Annotated in this window: 10 protein-coding genes; 6 read left to right on the top strand and 4 right to left on the bottom strand. The window is 59.1% G+C overall.

All coding sequences use genetic code 11. From position 1 onward, the window contains the following. The first annotated feature begins 100 nt into the window (after positions 1 to 100). From HKD24_RS05865 to HKD24_RS05845, 5 genes are all read left to right on the top strand, one after another. Positions 101 to 2,635 (top strand): TonB-dependent receptor, encoded by a 2,535-nt coding sequence (locus HKD24_RS05865; RefSeq protein ID WP_194259423.1) that lies wholly within the window; start codon positions 101 to 103, stop codon positions 2,633 to 2,635. A gap of 155 nt (positions 2,636 to 2,790) precedes the next feature. Beyond that, the gene (locus HKD24_RS05860) at positions 2,791 to 3,294 is read left to right on the top strand and encodes a DUF892 family protein (RefSeq protein WP_194259422.1); all 504 of its coding nucleotides are present in this window, start codon (positions 2,791 to 2,793) and stop codon (positions 3,292 to 3,294) included. A 48-nt stretch (positions 3,295 to 3,342) separates the two neighbouring features. Then, entirely contained in the window at positions 3,343 to 4,581 is a 1,239-nt protein-coding gene (locus HKD24_RS05855) for a metallophosphoesterase family protein (RefSeq protein ID WP_194259421.1), read from the top strand. Next, positions 4,581 to 7,991, top strand: a complete 3,411-nt coding sequence (locus HKD24_RS05850) for a YhaN family protein (RefSeq protein WP_194259420.1) — start codon at positions 4,581 to 4,583, stop codon at positions 7,989 to 7,991. The genes HKD24_RS05855 and HKD24_RS05850 overlap by 1 nt, the downstream gene beginning before the upstream one ends. 205 nt (positions 7,992 to 8,196) lie before the next feature. Further along, positions 8,197 to 9,072 (top strand): helix-turn-helix domain-containing protein, encoded by an 876-nt coding sequence (locus HKD24_RS05845; protein ID WP_194259419.1) that lies wholly within the window; start codon positions 8,197 to 8,199, stop codon positions 9,070 to 9,072. A gap of 76 nt (positions 9,073 to 9,148) precedes the next feature. On the opposite strand, the gene htpG is transcribed toward HKD24_RS05845, so the two are convergent. From htpG to flgE, 4 genes are all read right to left on the bottom strand, one after another. After that, complete coding sequence (gene htpG, locus HKD24_RS05840; RefSeq protein ID WP_194259418.1) at positions 9,149 to 11,020, bottom strand: molecular chaperone HtpG; 1,872 nt, start codon at positions 11,018 to 11,020, stop codon at positions 9,149 to 9,151. 66 nt (positions 11,021 to 11,086) lie between these two features. After that, positions 11,087 to 12,148 (bottom strand): flagellin, encoded by a 1,062-nt coding sequence (locus HKD24_RS05835; RefSeq protein WP_194259417.1) that lies wholly within the window; start codon positions 12,146 to 12,148, stop codon positions 11,087 to 11,089. A 2-nt stretch (positions 12,149 to 12,150) separates the two neighbouring features. Next, the gene (gene flgK, locus HKD24_RS05830) at positions 12,151 to 13,659 is read right to left on the bottom strand and encodes a flagellar hook-associated protein FlgK (RefSeq protein ID WP_194259416.1); all 1,509 of its coding nucleotides are present in this window, start codon (positions 13,657 to 13,659) and stop codon (positions 12,151 to 12,153) included. 25 nt (positions 13,660 to 13,684) lie between these two features. Continuing rightward, positions 13,685 to 14,968: a flagellar hook protein FlgE gene (flgE, locus tag HKD24_RS05825; RefSeq protein ID WP_228124212.1), complete on the bottom strand. Its 1,284-nt coding sequence runs from the start codon at positions 14,966 to 14,968 to the stop codon at positions 13,685 to 13,687. A 169-nt stretch (positions 14,969 to 15,137) separates the two neighbouring features. On the opposite strand from flgE, the gene HKD24_RS05820 reads away from it, so the two are divergent. Continuing rightward, the gene (locus HKD24_RS05820; protein ID WP_228124195.1) at positions 15,138 to 16,523 is read left to right on the top strand and encodes an MATE family efflux transporter; all 1,386 of its coding nucleotides are present in this window, start codon (positions 15,138 to 15,140) and stop codon (positions 16,521 to 16,523) included. Positions 16,524 to 16,815: the final 292 nt, after the last annotated feature.

Raw genomic sequence — 16,815 nt, 5'->3', positions numbered from 1 at the left:
CATGTCATAATGTATCAGTCACCATCTGATTGAAATAGGGCCGTCACTCATGCTTTTTCTCGGCTGAAAGTTCCCCTGACCGAGAAAGACCGAAAACACAATGCGCCTTGCTCGCCTGCTTTCGACTTCGGCCCTGTTTGCGTTTGGAACGGTGTCGGCATTCGCCGCACCCGCAGACAGCACGGCCCCTTCCGCCAAGAAGGGTCCCGCGAAAGTCGCTGCTGCCGCCCCGTCCATGATGGGCAATACGGCTCCAACAGACGAACATGAAGAACATGTCTCCGTCAGCGGACATCACACCTATTTCGATGGCGTAACACGTCGCGATGTCGGTGGTGGTCTGATGCAGAAACAAGACTCTGCGAAGTCCGTTTCGGCCATTTCCCGCGACTACATCCAAAAGCAGGCACCGGGCCAGGACCCAATGCAGCTGATCGCGCTGCTTCCAGGTGCGAACGTTACGTCTTCCGATCCGGCAGGCCTGACGGGAAGCCACATGAGCGCCCGTGGCCTCGACCAGTCGCAGATGGGTTTCACGCTTGAAGGCTTCCCGATCAACGATATCGGTTCCTTCTCGGTCTATTCCCAGGAAATTGTGGACTCCGAAAACCTGCGCAAGGTCAGTCTCGCACAGGGCTCCGCTGACCTCGACAGCCCGCATCTGAGTGCCACTGGTGGCGTGGTCGACATGTACATGATCGACCCGAAGATGAAGAAGGGCGGCGCGTTCGACGTCTCCTACGGTTCATACGATTACACGCGCGGCTTCCTGCGTCTGGATACCGGCAAGATCGGCCAGACCAACCTGCGCGCCTATTTCTCCGGCTCCTATGCCACCGAAGACGCCATTCATTCCGAGGCAACGAACCGCAAGCTTCATGCCGAAGCGAAGTTCGTGAATGACTGGGGCGACGGCAACCGCGTTTCGCTCGCGATTGTTGGCAACCGTCTCTACAATTACCTGACGCCGAGCGTAAACCAGGCCTCCTGGGACACGTATGGTTTCGGTGTAAAGGACCAGAACATCGCAAGCTGTTACAACGGCAGCACCTGTACCCGGGCAAACGGCACAACGTTTGTCAATAAAACCGGCGCCACGATTAACAATACTGTCTATAATGGCGTTTACCAGCAGAATAACTGCAACTACTACAAGCTGCATCAGAATCCGTTCACCAACATCTATGCCAGTGCTCCGTCCACCTTCAAGCTGACGGATCACCTCGTCCTGACGGAAACGCCGTATTTCTGGTACGGCAGCGGCAGTGGTGGTGCGGCCTATTCCGTTCCCACGAACTGGGGCCAGACCGTCATGGGTGGTACGCTGGATGGCAAGACGCCTGCAAAGGGCAGCCTGATCTATGAGCCGTCCATCACGACGACGTATCGTCCGGGTGCCGTCACGAAGCTGACGCTGACCACGGGTGTGAACCGTCTGATGGTTGGTTATTGGTTCGAATATGCCAAGCAGTCCCAGACCGCACCAGGCACCGGCATTGGGGCAGATGGTACGCCCTGGAACCTGTGGGGTGGCGGACCGAACTATGTGTTCAACGACGGCACGACCTATCAGTACCGTCAGGCCCTGACCCAGACGCGCACGCATACCATGTTCATCGGTGACAGCCTGTCGCTGTTCCATAACAAGCTGACCATCGACGCCGGCCTGAAATATGCGATCGTCACACGTGACGCTCACAACTTCCTGCCGAACACGTCCACGGGTCCGTATATCGACAAGACGTATTACCAGCCGCTGCCGACGGCTTCGATCCGTTATCAGATCAACCCGGAAATGCAGGTCTTCGTCTCGGGCTCCACGAACTTCCGTATCCCGACGAACTACTCCCTGTATGATGCCGGAACGTACTACCTGCCGTCCAAGAATGCTTCCGGAAACTACTACGGAACGCAGGCCAACCAGAACCAGCAGCCGGAAATCTCCATTTCCGAAGAAGCCGGCTGGCGTTACACCGGCCCGACGGTCATGGCCTCGGTCACGTATTTCCACTACAACTTCACGAACCGTCTGTTCTCGCAAACCGAATGTCTTGACAGTTCCTGCCTCAACTACGCCACCACCAACGTCAATGCCGGTGGCCAGAGCACAAATGGTGTGGATGCGGAAGTCGGCACACGCCCGATCTTCTATCACATCCGCCCCTATGCCTCGTTTGAATATGTCGATGCCCGCACCACGAGCAACCTGCGTGCCAGCAGCTCCAATACGGTCGATTACCTGAAGACGAGCGGCAAGTTTGCTCCGGATACTCCCAAATATCAGGTCGGCTTCAATCTCGACTATGATGACGGCAATGTTTTCGGCGCCTACAAGCTGAAATACGTCGCCAAGCAGTATTCCACCTTCATGAACGACCAGCACATCCCTGGTTACGTCAAGATGGACATCACGGTTGGCTACCGCTTCAAGACGCTCGGCTTCCTGCAGGCACCGAACATCAAGCTGAACCTGACCAACATCACCAACAACCATTACCTCGGCTTCCCGACCTCGCCGACGACCAATGCCACGGCCCAGCGCGGCATCTTCGGCAATACGATCAAGGGTACGGCCCCGACTTACATGATTGCAGCACCGTTTGCTGCCATCGGGTCTGTCAGCGCCGGTTTCTGATCCCACAGAACCCGCTGAACCTGAATGCCCCATGCCGATCTCCGGCATGGGGTTTTTCATGACTGGTCTCTCCCTGCGCGGGCGGCGCTGCGCTCTTGCACTCCATCCGGCAATATGGCCATTTATGACCACGCCAAAGATGAGAAGGATCCACGGTGGGCAGAACAAAAACGACGGGCAGGTCAGCTCTGGACATTTATCTGAGCGCCCTGCGGGATCACCTGTCCATTGAATCCAAGGCCATTGAGACAGCACTTTCCGAACTGCCCGTGTGTGAACAGTATCCGGGGCTGTGCCAGCGCATGGAGCAGGATCTGGCGATGAGCCGGAGCCATGCGCGGGAGATCACGATCCTTCTGTCCCGGCACGGGCACCCTGCCCCGGTTCCGCATGAGACGGTCTCGTCCATTCTCAGCACCGTCTCGGGGCTGCTGCATGGCGGTGAGGAGCATGACGTTCTGAAGAACGTGCTGGCGGCGAGCGGGTATCGCGCGCATCAGATCACATCGCTTCAGGTTCTGGTCGTGCTGGCGCGGCAGCTTGGCTTTGCGCAGGATGCGGCGGCTCTGGAATGCCTGAAAGACGAGGAAACCGCTTCGGCGGAGGCGCTTGAAGGGCTGATGCCGGAAATCGTGTCGCAATACATGGCTGCGGCCTGAGACCGGCGCACCGTTTGCAAGACATCCGGGAGGGCGTAAACTTCCCGCATGTCTTCATTCCGCTTCCTCCACGCTGCTGACATTCACCTCGACAGCCCCCTGAGGGGGCTGAGCCGTTACGAGGGGCTTCCCGAAGCGGAAATCCGCGGGGCCACGCGGCGCGCACTGGACCGGCTTGTCGAAACGGCACTGACGGAAAAGGTCGATTTCGTCGTGCTGGCTGGGGATCTGTATGATGGAACCTGGCAGGATGTCGGGACCGGGCTTTACATGGTCCGGGCGCTGAGCCGGCTTGTTCAGGCAGGCATTCGGGTGGTGACGCTTTCGGGCAATCATGATGCCCAGTCGGTCATTGCGCGCGAATTGCCGCTGCCGGACGGAATCCATCATTTCTCTTATGACGCACCGCAGACCCTGCACTGGCCGGAGCTGGGCGTGGCGCTGCATGGGCAGAGTTTCCGGGACCGGCATGTCACGCAGGACATGACGCGATCCTATCCCGCGCCAGTGGCGGGGTGTTTCAATATCGGCGTGCTGCATACGTCGCTCTCGGGATACGGGGAGCACGAAACCTATGCGCCCTGCTCCGTCGAGACATTATCGGCCAAGGGGTATGATTACTGGGCGCTGGGGCATGTCCATGCACGCGAAATTGTCTGTGAACATCCCTGGATCGTGTTTCCGGGCGTGCTTCAGGGACGGCATGCGCGGGAGACCGGGGCCTGTGGCTGCGCGCTTGTGGATGTCGAGGACGGGTCTGTCCGGTCTGTGACATTTGTCGATTGTGATGTGGTGCGCTGGAGCCAGCTTGAACTGGATGTCAGTGACATGCAGACGATGGAGGCAGTTCTGGCCGCCGCGCGGCGTGAGATGGAACAGGCTCTTGCCGAAGCGCAGGGGCGGACGGTCATTGCGCGGATTGTGCTGACCGGGCAGAGCGCATTGCATGACCGGTTATGTGCCTCCCATGCCTGGAAAGAGGATCTGCGGAGTATCGCGGTTTCACTGGCGCATGGGACCGCACAGATTGCACTTGAAAAAATTCGGAATGAGACGGCCGCACCGGTACATCGGGCTGGCGTGGCGGAGACGCGGGAACTGGATCTGGCGCTTGAGGGATTGATGCAGAACGAGGAGTTTCTGGCGTCCCTGCCAGAGGCATTTGAAGGGTTTTTCTCTGCGTTGCCGTCCTGTGTGGAGCGGGACAGTCTCATGGCGGGAGGTCAGTTTCCGCTTGAACAGGCGCGGGCAGCCTTGCGGGCGCGACTGGTGGGGGAGACGGAATAATGCGTTTCGATCGTCTCGATCTTTTCCGCTATGGCGGCTTTCAGGATGCCACGCTGACCTTTCCCAAAGGCGCACGGGATCTGCATGTCATTTACGGTCCCAATGAAGCCGGAAAATCGACGACGCTCAGCGCCATCCGGGATTTTCTGTTCGGATTTCCGCATCATATTTCCGGAGACTGGATGACGGCCGCCTCATTATTGCGGGTTGGGGCGTGTCTGGAACAGGACGGGGCGATTTTCGAGGGTATTCGCCGGCGTGGGCGAAACCAGACGCTCTATGCGGCAGACGATAAGACCGCTCTGGACGATTTACTGCTGCGGACCTGGCTGGGCGGGCTGGATGCGAAGGGCTTCGAAGCGGCCTGGGCACTGGATCATGCGCGGTTGCGCGAAGGCGGCGAGGAAATGCGCCGTCTGAAAGACGATGCGGGGCTTCAGATCCTTGCGGCCGGGCTGGGACTTGAAGGGGTCGGAAAGCTGGCATCTTCCCTTCAGGATGATGTCAATTCGGAATGGAAATATCGCTCCTCCAAATCGGCTCTGCAGCAGGCGCGCACAAAACTTACGGAGCTGCAGAAGACCCTCCGCAACGATACAACAACAGCCAAGCAATTATCCATTTCGGATAAGGAACTTTCCCAATCAGAAACTGAAAAAACTCTTTGTGAGCGCGCAATTCAGGACCTCGGTGTGCGCCGCAGAAATAATTCACGACGGAAAATGACTTCCGTTCCGTTTCAGAAACTTACTGATATCGAAACGGAAATTGCTCAGTTTTCTGCGTGGGAATTGAGCATTCAGGACTGTGGCCGGATTGAAAAAATCCTCGAGACGCTGCGTCGGGATGAACATGCCGCATCAATCGCACGGCAAAAAATTGGTGCGATATCAGAACAAATTAAATCGTTTGGCGATTCACATCCGATCCTTGTGGATCATGAAAATATCCGTGCACTTCTGGCTAAAGGCGTTCTTATTGAACGGCTGGAAGCAGCGGTTGGAGAACGTCGGGCGCGCATGACGCGGGACGGAATCTGGCTGGAACAGTTCTGGGCGCGGCATGGATGTGAACCGGGTGATCTCCCCGCGCTGGTCGCGTTGGATGATCTGGATCAGCGGCTTCAGGCCCGTGTTCTGCTGCAGACGCAGAAGCAGGATCTTCGGGCGCGGCTTCGGGAGACGGAGCAGGCTCTTGAGGGCCTTCACCCCGTGATCGGTTCGGGGACGGAAGAGCATTCCTGTGCGGAGCGGTTGCGTCTGTTCAGACTGGAACTGGATGAGGCGAGAAGTCTTGGACCGGTTGATGAGCGCATCGACGGTCTTGCGCAGGACGTTGCGCGGCAGGAGGATCTGACAGCCGCGGCTTATGGGGCGCTGTTGCCATGGTCGGCGAAGAGTGAAGATCGCCGGGGTGAGCTGACGGCTCTTGCAGTGCCCGACCTCGCAGCCCTTGAACAAGAAATCCGGCTGTGGACAGCACTTGAAGAGCAGCGGCGCGGCGCGCTGGACGAAGAGCAGGCGGCACAAACGGCAGCGGCACAACTGGCGCAGCAGCGTCGGCGGCTGGAAGAAGACGGACAGGCTGTTTCGCGCGAGCAGCTTCTGGCCGCGCGTCAGGAACGCGACCGGCTGTGGCAGGATATGGAAGGGCAATTCCAATCCGGAACCTGTCCGGCTTCTGCGATGCGGGAGGCGTTCGGCGTTCTGATCCAGAATGCGGACAGTCTGGCGGACCGGCGTCATGCCCATGCCGAGCAGTCCGCACAGCTGGCAACACTGGTCCGTCAGGGTGAGGATCTTGTGCTCAGGGCTGACGAGGCCCGGCGCAGGATTGTGCAGACGGAGGCGGAACTGGATCGTCGCAGGATTGCGTGGGCGGCACTGCTGGAAACACTGGGGGCTCCGGTGTTGCCTCCTGCGCAGCTTCAGGTCTGGATCGCGCGGCGGCAGACGGCACTGGCGGCCGAGGACGCGTTGCAGGTCGCGCGGATGCAGCTTGAAACGGCAAAGGCCAGCCGGGATGAGATGAGCCGGCGGCTGGGCGTCTTTATAAAGGGCTGCATGTCCGACCGGCTGGCTGTTCAGATCCGGCAGGCCGCATCCCTTCTGGAGCGGGACGAGGCCGAGGCGCAGCATCATGCGTCGCAGCAGGCAGAGCGCGTCCGGCTGGAGAAGGCCCTGACGCGGGACCGGGCGATGCTGTCCGAACTGGAACGCAGTCAGGCACAGTGGGAAGAAGACTGGGCGGTTGCATGTCATGGGTGCCGTTATCCAGGCCGGGCAGAGCGGGTTGATCTGCAGGATGTGCGGGAAGCGCGCACGATCCAGGAGCGGCTTGAAAACGAGCGGAAGGAACAGGATTCCGAAGCGCGCGATATTGCAGCTTTTCGCAATGCGCTTGGGGTTTTCCTTCAGCGCTATGGACAGCGCGATGCGGCGGAGCTTGAGGCTTTCCTGACGCGGGAACTCGAGCGCGAACGCGAGCGACAGGCTGTTGTGCAGCAAAAAAATGCGCTTGAGGCTGAAATTGCACAGGTAGATATGCAGATATCGGCGCTTCAGGCAGAACTGATGCCGGTACGGTCCATGCTGGGAATTGGGCCGGATGATGATCTCCATACCGCGCTGTCGCAGGCACGGTACAGGGCCGGGCTTTGTGAAAAACGGGACGAACTGCGGGAGCAGATCCGGCAGGCAGGGAATGGCAGACCACTCGAGGCGTTGCTCGAAGAAGCGCGCGGGACGGATCCGGCGCAGCTTGAGCAGGAGTTCGAGGCCATCGAAGCGGAGACTGCGGCGCTGAACGCCCGCAGGTCAGAAGTGGACGAGCGCCTGTTCAAGGCGCGGGCGGCTCTGGCCGAGCTGGAAACTGCACGGGGCGTGCATGAAACGGCCGAGGAAATCCAAGAGACAGAGGCGGAAATTGCCGAGCGGGCCAGCCGTTATGTCTCACTCAGGCTTCAGCAGTTGATGCTGTCACGTCTGGTGGAGCAGGGGCGGCAGAAGGCGCATGGGCCGCTGCTATCGCGGGCCGGAGATCTGTTTTCGCGCCTGACACTGGGGCGCTATGCGGGACTGGCGACCGAAGACGAAGGCTCGAACGGGCTTGTGCTGGCGGGGAGTCGACCGGGAAACACGGCGCTCGTGCCGGTGCATGCCATGAGCGAGGGCACGCGCGATCAGCTTTATCTGGCGCTGCGTCTGGCATCAGTGGAGCAGGCACTGGATCGTGGGATCCGTCTGCCTTTCCTGGCCGATGATCTATTCGTGACGTTTGATGAAGAGCGGACAGCAGCCGGATTGAAGATTCTGGCCGAAATTTCAGAGAAAACGCAGGTTTTATTTTTTACCCACCACGGGTATATATTGAATCAATCAAAACAGATTGCGTGTATTACCGAACTATAATCCTATTTTAAAAGAACTTTTACTTTTGAGATTTTTAATGTGATCTAGGCCGCCAAATGGCACCCGGTGACGACATAGTATGAAATACAATATGGCTATTTCCCTTTAAATGGATTTTCCCTATAGCCATTCATCTATCGTTGTTTTATTTGGTTTCACTTCCGAAAATGGTGTTTAACAGCATTTCCACCTCTCCTTACAGAGCATGGTCGTGACTGACAGTTCGCATGGTGATCTGAATGCACAGCGCATCGTGCCGCTGGCCACACTTGCGGTGCCACCACGCGGTATGGATCCTGTTGTTGCCCGGCTCAGCACAACCCTGTCATCGGCAATCGCAGGAATTCTGGAACAGGGACGGGCCGTGCTGGTGCTACCCCGGCAATCGCGCGGCACGCTTTATCTGGATCAGAGGCAGTTCGCGGCACTGACGACACCCCCGGCGGTCGAACCCACGGCAGATGTCTTTCTGCTCAGTGTGACGCGCCCTGCGCTGCTGCGGCATCTTCCCATGCTGTCAGGGCTGCCGCCGCTGACCTTCGACCTGGAAAAAGGGCCCGGCGCCTTCCTTTTATCCGTTTCCGCCATGCTGGAGGCCGGCTTTCTGGAAGATGCTATCCCCCAGACACGCCAGCGCCTTCTGCAGCATGTGACGGACTTGCTGATCACAACGATCCTGGATTGCCTGGATCTGGAAGTCAGCGTGGCGGGGCGCCGGCGGCATCGGCAGAAGCATATCCGGCACTATATCGAGACGCCGTTGCACGAACATGATCTGACCCCGCAGAGCATTGCGGAAGCGTCAGGGATTTCGACGCGGGCGCTTTATCAGCTTTTCGATGGAGAGGAAGGTGCCGTTGCAGGCTGGATGCTTAACCGTCGTCTGGAGCGGATCCATGCGGATCTGACGAACCCGGCCCATGATGCGCTGCCGATTGCACAGATTGCGCTGAACCACGGCTTCCGCAACGCCGCGCATTTCTCCCGGCGGTTCCGGCAGAAATTCGGTGCGTCTCCGCGTGAGGTCCGACAGCGTTCCTCACGAGGAACTGTCCGGCTGGGTAGCGCAGGTCGGGGCTAATTTTTCCCTGCTTTGAGAACCACTAAAAAAGGCGAGGGATGTTTCCCTCGCCTTTCTGTAATCTGACCGGGGTCGCTTACTCTGCGGCCGGACCAGCCAGCAGCGTTGCGAGCGAACGGCCGAAGCCTGTCGGATCAGGGAGGGGCTCGCCTTCCTGCACCCGCGCCAGATCCAGCAGAACGCTGGCATAGTCCTTGATGCCTTCGCCCTTCGTCACACGCTCGGCCAGGGCCTTGATGAGCGGATGCTTCGGGTTGATCTCAAGGATCGGCGGCATGGCTGGCATGGCCTGGCCTGAGCGACGCATCAGACGCTGCATTGTCAGGTCCGGGCCGCCATCGGACGTAATAACCACGGCACTACCCGTCAGACGCACGGTGCTGCGAACGTCCTTGACCTGATCGCCCAGAGCATTCTTGAGGGCCGGAACCAGCTTTTCGACATCAGCGGCCTCGGTCGTGTCTGCTTCCACAGACTCGAACTTCTCCAGATCGCCATGGGAGTGGGTGACAGAGCGCAGAGGCTTGTCCTGATAGGAGGACAGACGCTCCGGCCAGAAGCCATCCACCGCGTCGGACAGTAGCAGAACTTCAACGCCACGTGCGCGGAAGCCTTCAAGCTGGGCCGAGGACTTCAGGGCATCGAGGCTGTCACCAGTCAGATAATAGATGGCGTCCTGACCATCCTTCATGCGGGAAATGTAATCATCCAGCGTGATCAGGTCGTCACTGTAGGTGGAGTGGAAGCGGGCGAAACCGGCGATCTCCGTACGGTGTTCGGCGTCTTCCCACAGGCCTTCCTTGATAACGGCGCCGAAGTTTTCCCAGAACGTGTTGAAACCGCTATCGGCTTCCTTGGCACGGTTGCGGATTTCGGTGAGGACACGCTTGGTGACGGCCTTCCGGATACGGGCCAGGACCGGGGTGGCCTGGAGCATTTCACGCGAGACGTTGAGCGGCAGGTCTTCGGTATCGACCACGCCCTGCACGAAGCGCATCCAGTTCGGGACCAGTTCGGCTTCGTCGGTGATGAACATCCGGCGGACATGGAGATGGATCCGGCTTTCGCGGGACTGCTCCATGAAATCGAACGGACGGGCGCTGGGCAGGAACAGCAGGGCGGTGAATTCGGTTACACCTTCCGCGCGCCAGTGCAGCGTTGCATAGGGTTCGTCAAAAGCATGCGAGATGTGCCGGTAGAACTCGGCATACTGTTCCGGCGTGATCTCGGATTTTGGTTTGCTCCACAGGGCCGTGCCTTCATTGGCGGCCTGATCTTCCGTGGTGCCGTCTTCCTTGGTTTCACGCAGTGTAATGGGCCAGGAAATATGATCTGCCCATTTGCGGATGATGGAGCGCAGACGCCAGCTGTCGAGGAAGTCGTCGGCATCGTCCTTCATGTGCAGGACAATGTCGGTACCTGGTGTAGAGCGGGACGCAGGAGTGAGCGTGAAAGCGCCTTTGCCGTCGGACGACCAGGTCCAGGCTTCATCGGAACCAGCCTTTCGGGACGTAACGTCCACGCGGTCTGCAACCATAAAGGCGGCATAGAAGCCGACGCCGAACTGGCCGATCAGGCTCGGACGGTCTTCCGGCTTGGCGGCATTCAGCTTCTCACCAAAGGCGCGGGTGCCGGAACGGGCAATCGTGCCGAGGTTCTGGGCCAGTTCGTCATGGGTCATGCCCACGCCGTCATCGGAGATGGTCAGCTCTTTCTGGCTCTTGTCCGGATTGATGCGGATAGACGCATTTTCCGGAAGAGCCAGCGCGCTGTCTGTCAGAGCCTCGAAACGGCGCTTGTCCGTGGCGTCAGCGGCGTTGGCAACGAGTTCACGCAGAAAGATTTCGCGATCTGAATAAAGGGCATGGACCACAAGATCCAGAAGACGTCCGACTTCAGCACTGAACTCATGCTTTTCGGCGGCCTTCTGGGTGTTTGTTTCGCTCATATCATCAATCTCCCTCAAGGAAAGTGATCTGGATATGCGATGTCACAAACAGTTTTTCAACTGTGATCAGAGGTATGAAGCCAGAGTCATGCTCTTCATGTCAGCGATAAGCGAATAAGACGCCTGAAGCTGGTTATTTGTGTCCGTGACCTGCGTGGAAACCTTTGCCAGATCGGCATCCTTTACCTGTCCGAGCTGGGTGGTCAGGGCAGAGGACATCTGGCTCAGCATGGCGCTCTGACCCGTCAGGCTGTTCTGCTGGACACCGAGAAGGCCGCTCATGTCTCCCAGACCGCTCGTGACCTTGTCCATGGAACTCTGAAGCCCGGAGATCAGATTGGAATAGTCGGTAGTGCCGGTCGAAGATGAACCCAGAGAGGCGACGACCATGAGGTTTCGCATCAGGTCGCGAATGGGCGAGCTTGTGGAGGTGGACGTCGCACCCTGCGTGGCGACCATGCCGACCGACACTGTTTCGGACTGTCCGACGACAACCTGCGTTTTCTGCTGATAGGCCTGATCTGGCGAAGTGGACACCGATGCAGAAAAGGGTTGGCCGGCCGTAGTATTGTTGGCGAGATCCTGTGTCGTGCTGAGAGTATCGGCTGCACTGGTTGAACCGAGCTGGCTGACGGCCTGTCCGATTTCCTTGGCCAGGCTGGATGTGCCCAGATCCGTGCTGACGGGTGCCGTGGTGCTCTGTTGCCCGGCGAAGACGTAGCTGTCGCCCTGTTTGGTGTTCAGCAGATTGCCAAGAGAAGTCAGGGCCGTCTGTGCGGCGGTGGCAGCTGTCGTGACGGTTGAATAGGACAGCGTGCTTCCGAGCGTGGACAGAGAGTTCGTCAGGTCGCTGGCAATGCTCGAAATCTGCGACAGGGCAGTCTGCGTCGTGGTCAGGGTATTCTGGGCGTTCGTGACGTTGCCCGTCCAGGCCGAGACCTGCGTGATCGCGGGCTGAAGCGCGAGAGCCTGTGTCCGGGAGGCGCCGAGACCGGCATAGCTGTCGGACAGCACGCCAGTCGAAGCCTGGAGCTGAAGGGCGCTCTGGTTCTGTGAAAGATTCTGGACACCGAGGAGAAGCTGGCTGGAGATTCCTCCAAATCCGAAGCTGGAAATGGTTCCGGTCATGATCAGGATCCGATTGCACTCAGCAGGGCGCTGAACATTGTCTGGACGGTCGAAACGACTTTGGCATTGGCCGCATAGGCGTTCTGCAGGGTGACGATATTGGCCATTTCCGTGTCCACGGAGACCGTGGATGTTCCGGAAAGGTTGGACGTCAGGCTGGTTTGTGTCGTCTGGGACAGGGCGAGGCCGCTGCTTGCATCACTGGCGGTGGCAGCCTGTTTTGCCGTCAGGGAGGTGGCGAGGGAAATGATCCCCTGATCGCCCGTATATCCTGTCGACAGGTTTTTGGTCATGCCGAGGTTCGTGCTTGGAGCCGCCGTGCCGCTGCTTCCAAAACTGTTGTTCAGCACGTTGAGAACGGTCTGGGTGCCGGATGTGCTGTTATCGAGCAGTTTAGACGGGTCATCGGAATAGACGCTGGAAACGCTCATTTCCTGCGAGAAGCCAACGCTGCCGGTCGGCGTGAGGTCCGTCTGCGATGAGCCCGGAACACTGCCATCTGCCCCGGACGTGAAAAGAGGCATGCCCTGATCGCTGAAGCGGGTGGCAACCGTCGAGGTCAGGGAGTCCAGCTGTGCCTGCATGGTGGGGAGGGTCGTGTCCCGCAGGGTGATGTTGGCGCCCAGCGTTCCCCCGGTCAGATGGGTGGTGACATCCTTGCCGTTCAGGGTGATGGCAGGGATGGTGTTACTGGAAGACGTGCCCGGATAGGTCATGCTGACCGAAATCTGGGCCGAGGACGTGGAAAGCGGCCATGTAGAGGACACGGTCGCAGGGCTGGCGCTGCTGGTGTCGCGCGTAGGAAGCGTGACGCCATCTGCCGTGCTGATGGTCATGTCGCCATTTGCGGATTCCGACCAGGAGACGGAGAGCTCCGAGGACAGGGACGACAGGGCCGTGTAACGCTGGTTTTCGAGCGCCGCCGTGTCCTGTCCTGTGCTCTTGAGGTTCATGATCTTGGTGGACAGGGTGCCGATCGTGGTGAGATCGGTATTGATGTCCGAAACCGAGGAGACCACGGAGTTCTGCGCGGTCTGACGCTGGGTCTGATACGCGGAGGACAGGGTGTTGACGGACTGGGCGAAGCTGGCAGCGGCGGAGACGACCGTGCTCTGGGCCGAGGCGCTGTCGGGTGTGGAGGTCAGGGAGGTCAGGGCGGACTGGAGATTGCCCAGCTGGTCGGAGAGCGTGCCGCTGCTGCCGGAGGTTGCAGTCGTCGATCCCTGAAGCGCCGTGATGTTGGACAGGGAATTGCTCGTGGCGGTGTAGGCTGCGACATCCGCGTTCTGGGCGTAGAGCGCCTTCTGGACCTGTTCGTTCGTGGCCAGTGTTGTGGCGGCAGTGCGGACGCCAATACCCGTATTGCCAGCCACGGTTGACTGAACGTTGGCGTTTTCCTTGATATAGCCGCTTGTCCCCGCATTGGAGACGTTGTTGGACGCAACGGCCATGGCGTTCTGAACGACATTCAGGCCGGATGTTGCAATCGAGAGTGCGCTGTTCAGTCCCATGAGGCTGCTGTTCCTTCAGTCCGGCTTACTGGATCATTGCCAGGGTGGTCTGAAGAAGCTGGTCTGCCGTGGAGACGACCTTCGTATTCGCGCCGTAAGCCTGCTGCGCCACGATCAGCTTGCTGAGATCACCGGTCAGGTCAGTGGTGGATTCCTCTACGGAGCCGGTGGTCAGAGTGCCGGCGCCATTGGTGTTGACGGCGTTGATCTGCGGGCTGCCGGACTGTGCCGTGGCGGTATAGGCCTGTCCATTCTGGGCGGACAGGCTGTTCGGATCGGCGAAGGTCGTCAGCGGGATCTTGGCGACGAGCTGGGAATAGCCGTTATCGAAAGTCGCCATGACAGAACCGTCCGTCTGCATGGAAATTCCGGAGAAATTACCGCTGGTGACGCTGTCGGAAACCGTTGTAACGCCGGACGGCGTGGCACCATCCGTAACGATACTAACGCCATTCGTGCTGCCAATCGTGCCCAGGTTGACAGTCATGTCCTGAGGGGAGCCCTCATAGTCGAAGCTGGCAGTCGAACCCGAAGCCTGGCTTTGTCCGTTGACGGATGCAATGGCGCCGGTGGAGGCATCGAATTTCACGGTCGCGGTATTATTGGCATTATTGGCATTGGTGACCGTCCAGGTCGTGGCGTCAACCTGCGTCCAGTTCAGCGCAACCGTCTGGGCATTGCCCTTGCTGTCATAGGCCGTGGCCGAAGTGGACTTGCCGTCGAGCTGACCGGTCATGGTCAGCTTCGTGCTTTCGGTTGGCCGGAATGCGATGGTGGAGGGAACCTGAATGGGATCGAGAGAAGTGCTCAGGCTGCCTGTGGCGGAATTAACGTTGTATCCCTCCAGGTAATAGCCGGACGTGTTGACCAGATAGCCGTTCTTGTCCTGCGAGAAGTCACCGTTTCGCGTGTAATACTGCTGCGAACCCAGAACGGGAGTGCTGTCGTTGCTCTGGCCGGTGGCCTGCACGACGTTGAAGAAACCGTTGCCGGAAATGGCGAGGGCCGAACTGTTGGTTGAACTCGTGACCATGCCCTGGTTGTCGTTGTGCTGACGGGTGGTGGCGACGACGCTGTCGCTCAGGGCTTCACCGTCATTGGCGAGTTCGTTGTTGGTAACGTAGTCCTCGAAACTGGTCGTGCTCGCCTTGTAGCCGGTGGTCTGGCTGTTGGCGATGTTGTTGGACAGGTCACTGAAGGCATGGGACTGCGAATTCAGGCCACTGACGGCGGTGTGGACCGCGTTGATGATCGAGGACATGGCATACTCCCGGACATGGAACAGGCTGCGGGTCGTATGCCCGAGCATCACGGCCAAGGATTCCACGGTGGATGTTAAGGAAGTCCTTACGAGGCAAAAAAGAGCCGTCCAGCCTGCATGAAGGCCGGATTCGGCTTTGGAATTCCTTGGAACCTGGGTGGGAAAAACGCTTTCAGCCTCTGGTTCTCCGGGTTTGGAACGGGCAATATGTGTGAGCATGCCCCAGCCAGACGACGACCCGAAAAAGCCCAGTATTCCTGACGATTCTCCGGTCAGACCCGCCAGATTCGTTCATGGCAGCATCATGCGTCATGTCGTGACCATGGCCGGGACAGGGGCGATCGGGCTGATGGCGGTGTTTGCCGTCGATCTGCTCAATTACGGCTATATTTCCCATCTGCATGACAAGACGCTGACGGCGGCGATCGCGTTTGCGACGGCGGTCAGTTACGTGCAGGTCTCTGTTTCCATTGGCATGACGATCGGACTTGGAGCCTGCACAGGGCGGCTGATCGGGGCGCGGCAGCATGATGAAGCCCGGCGTCTGGCCTCGGCGTTTCTGGTGGTCATGGTGGCGATTGCCGCTGTGCTGGGGCTGGTGACGGCGACGTTCGCGATGCCTCTGCTCGGGCTGCTGGGCGCGCATGGCGAGGCGCAGCAGCATGCGGCGACGTTCCTGCATATCGTCTCGCCAGCGCTGCCGCTGGTCTGTCTGGGGATGGCGCTGTCGTCGCTTCTGCGGGCGGTCGGGGATGCCAAGCGCTCGATGCGGGTGACACTGACCGGGGCAGTGGTTTCGGCCTGTCTGGATCCGGTCATGATTTTCGGACTGCATCTGGGGCTTGAGGGCGCGGCGATCAGCACGGTTCTGGCGCGGCTGGCCATTGCGGCGAGCGGATTCCTGAACCTGCGGGGTCATGCCATGCTGGAATGGCCGGAGCGATCGGCGTTCGGGCCATCCACGCGACTGATTGGCGGGATTGCGGTTCCGGCGATTGCGACCAATCTGGCGACGCCGACGGGAGCGCTGTTCGTCACGCATGCCATGGCGCAGTTCGGGCTCAATGCGGTTTCGGGGCAGGCGACGATTGACCGGATCGTGCCGGTGGCGTTTTCGCTGGTTTTTGCGCTGACGGGATCAGTGGGGCCGATCATGGCGCAGAACCTGGGGGCGCGGCAGATCCATCGCGTGCAGGAGGCGCTTCTGGCAGCGCTCAAGCTGACGGCGCTGTGTGTGGGGGTGACCTGGCTGATTCTGGCGGCGACGCACAGTTACATCATCCAGCTTTTCGAGCTTCAGGGTGTCGGCGTGGATATCGTGCGGCTGTTCTGCTGCTGGCTGGTGCTGAGTTACATGTTTGTCGGACTGCTGTTTGTGGCCAATACGGCGTTCAACAATCTGGGGCACCCGTTCTACTCCACGGGGTTCAACTGGGGCCGGGCGACGCTGGGGACCATTCCGTTCGTGTGGTTCGGGTCGGCTTACGGGCCGGTCGGGATTCTGGTCGGGCAGTCGCTGGGCGTGGTGCTGTTTGGCAGTCTGGCCGTCGTGACGGCGTTCCGGGTGATCCAAAAGCTGGAGCCGGATATCGTAAAGCCGTGACGGCATCCGGAACGCTCTGATGGCAGTTCTGGACTTTAAAACCGGAAGGACGCATCATCAGGGCAGAATACAGGATTGTCTTTTGGAAGAGTTTGGAACGTTTTCTTACAAGAAAAAGACTAATGACATTGAGTGAGCGTTGATTTGTTTTCAAAGGAAAGAAAACCGGTTCCTCTTTCCCGGGATCAGGATTTTTGCTGGTTGAACCTGTTTTCTGATCGGGACAGAATCTGCACCGTGGATACTGAAAATCCATACTGTCCTGATGACAGGATATTTACGGCAGAAAACC

The sequence above is a fragment of the Gluconobacter vitians genome, assembly GCF_015244565.1.
Classification (GTDB): domain Bacteria; phylum Pseudomonadota; class Alphaproteobacteria; order Acetobacterales; family Acetobacteraceae; genus Gluconobacter; species Gluconobacter vitians.
Note: the sequence above shows the minus strand (reverse complement) of the source record. Positions and strands in the feature narration are given on the sequence as shown.

Coding starts and splice junctions, on each gene's coding strand:
- HKD24_RS05865 (WP_194259423.1), top strand. CDS start 101: ATGCGCCTTGCTCGCCTGCTTTCGACTTCGGCCCTGTTTGCGTTTGGA.
- HKD24_RS05855 (WP_194259421.1), top strand. CDS start 3,343: ATGTCTTCATTCCGCTTCCTCCACGCTGCTGACATTCACCTCGACAGC.
- HKD24_RS05850 (WP_194259420.1), top strand. CDS start 4,581: ATGCGTTTCGATCGTCTCGATCTTTTCCGCTATGGCGGCTTTCAGGAT.
- HKD24_RS05845 (WP_194259419.1), top strand. CDS start 8,197: ATGGTCGTGACTGACAGTTCGCATGGTGATCTGAATGCACAGCGCATC.
- htpG (WP_194259418.1), bottom strand. CDS start 11,020: ATGAGCGAAACAAACACCCAGAAGGCCGCCGAAAAGCATGAGTTCAGT.
- HKD24_RS05835 (WP_194259417.1), bottom strand. CDS start 12,148: ATGACCGGAACCATTTCCAGCTTCGGATTTGGAGGAATCTCCAGCCAG.
- flgK (WP_194259416.1), bottom strand. CDS start 13,659: ATGGGACTGAACAGCGCACTCTCGATTGCAACATCCGGCCTGAATGTC.
- flgE (WP_228124212.1), bottom strand. CDS start 14,968: ATGCTCGGGCATACGACCCGCAGCCTGTTCCATGTCCGGGAGTATGCC.
- HKD24_RS05820 (WP_228124195.1), top strand. CDS start 15,138: ATGCCCCAGCCAGACGACGACCCGAAAAAGCCCAGTATTCCTGACGAT.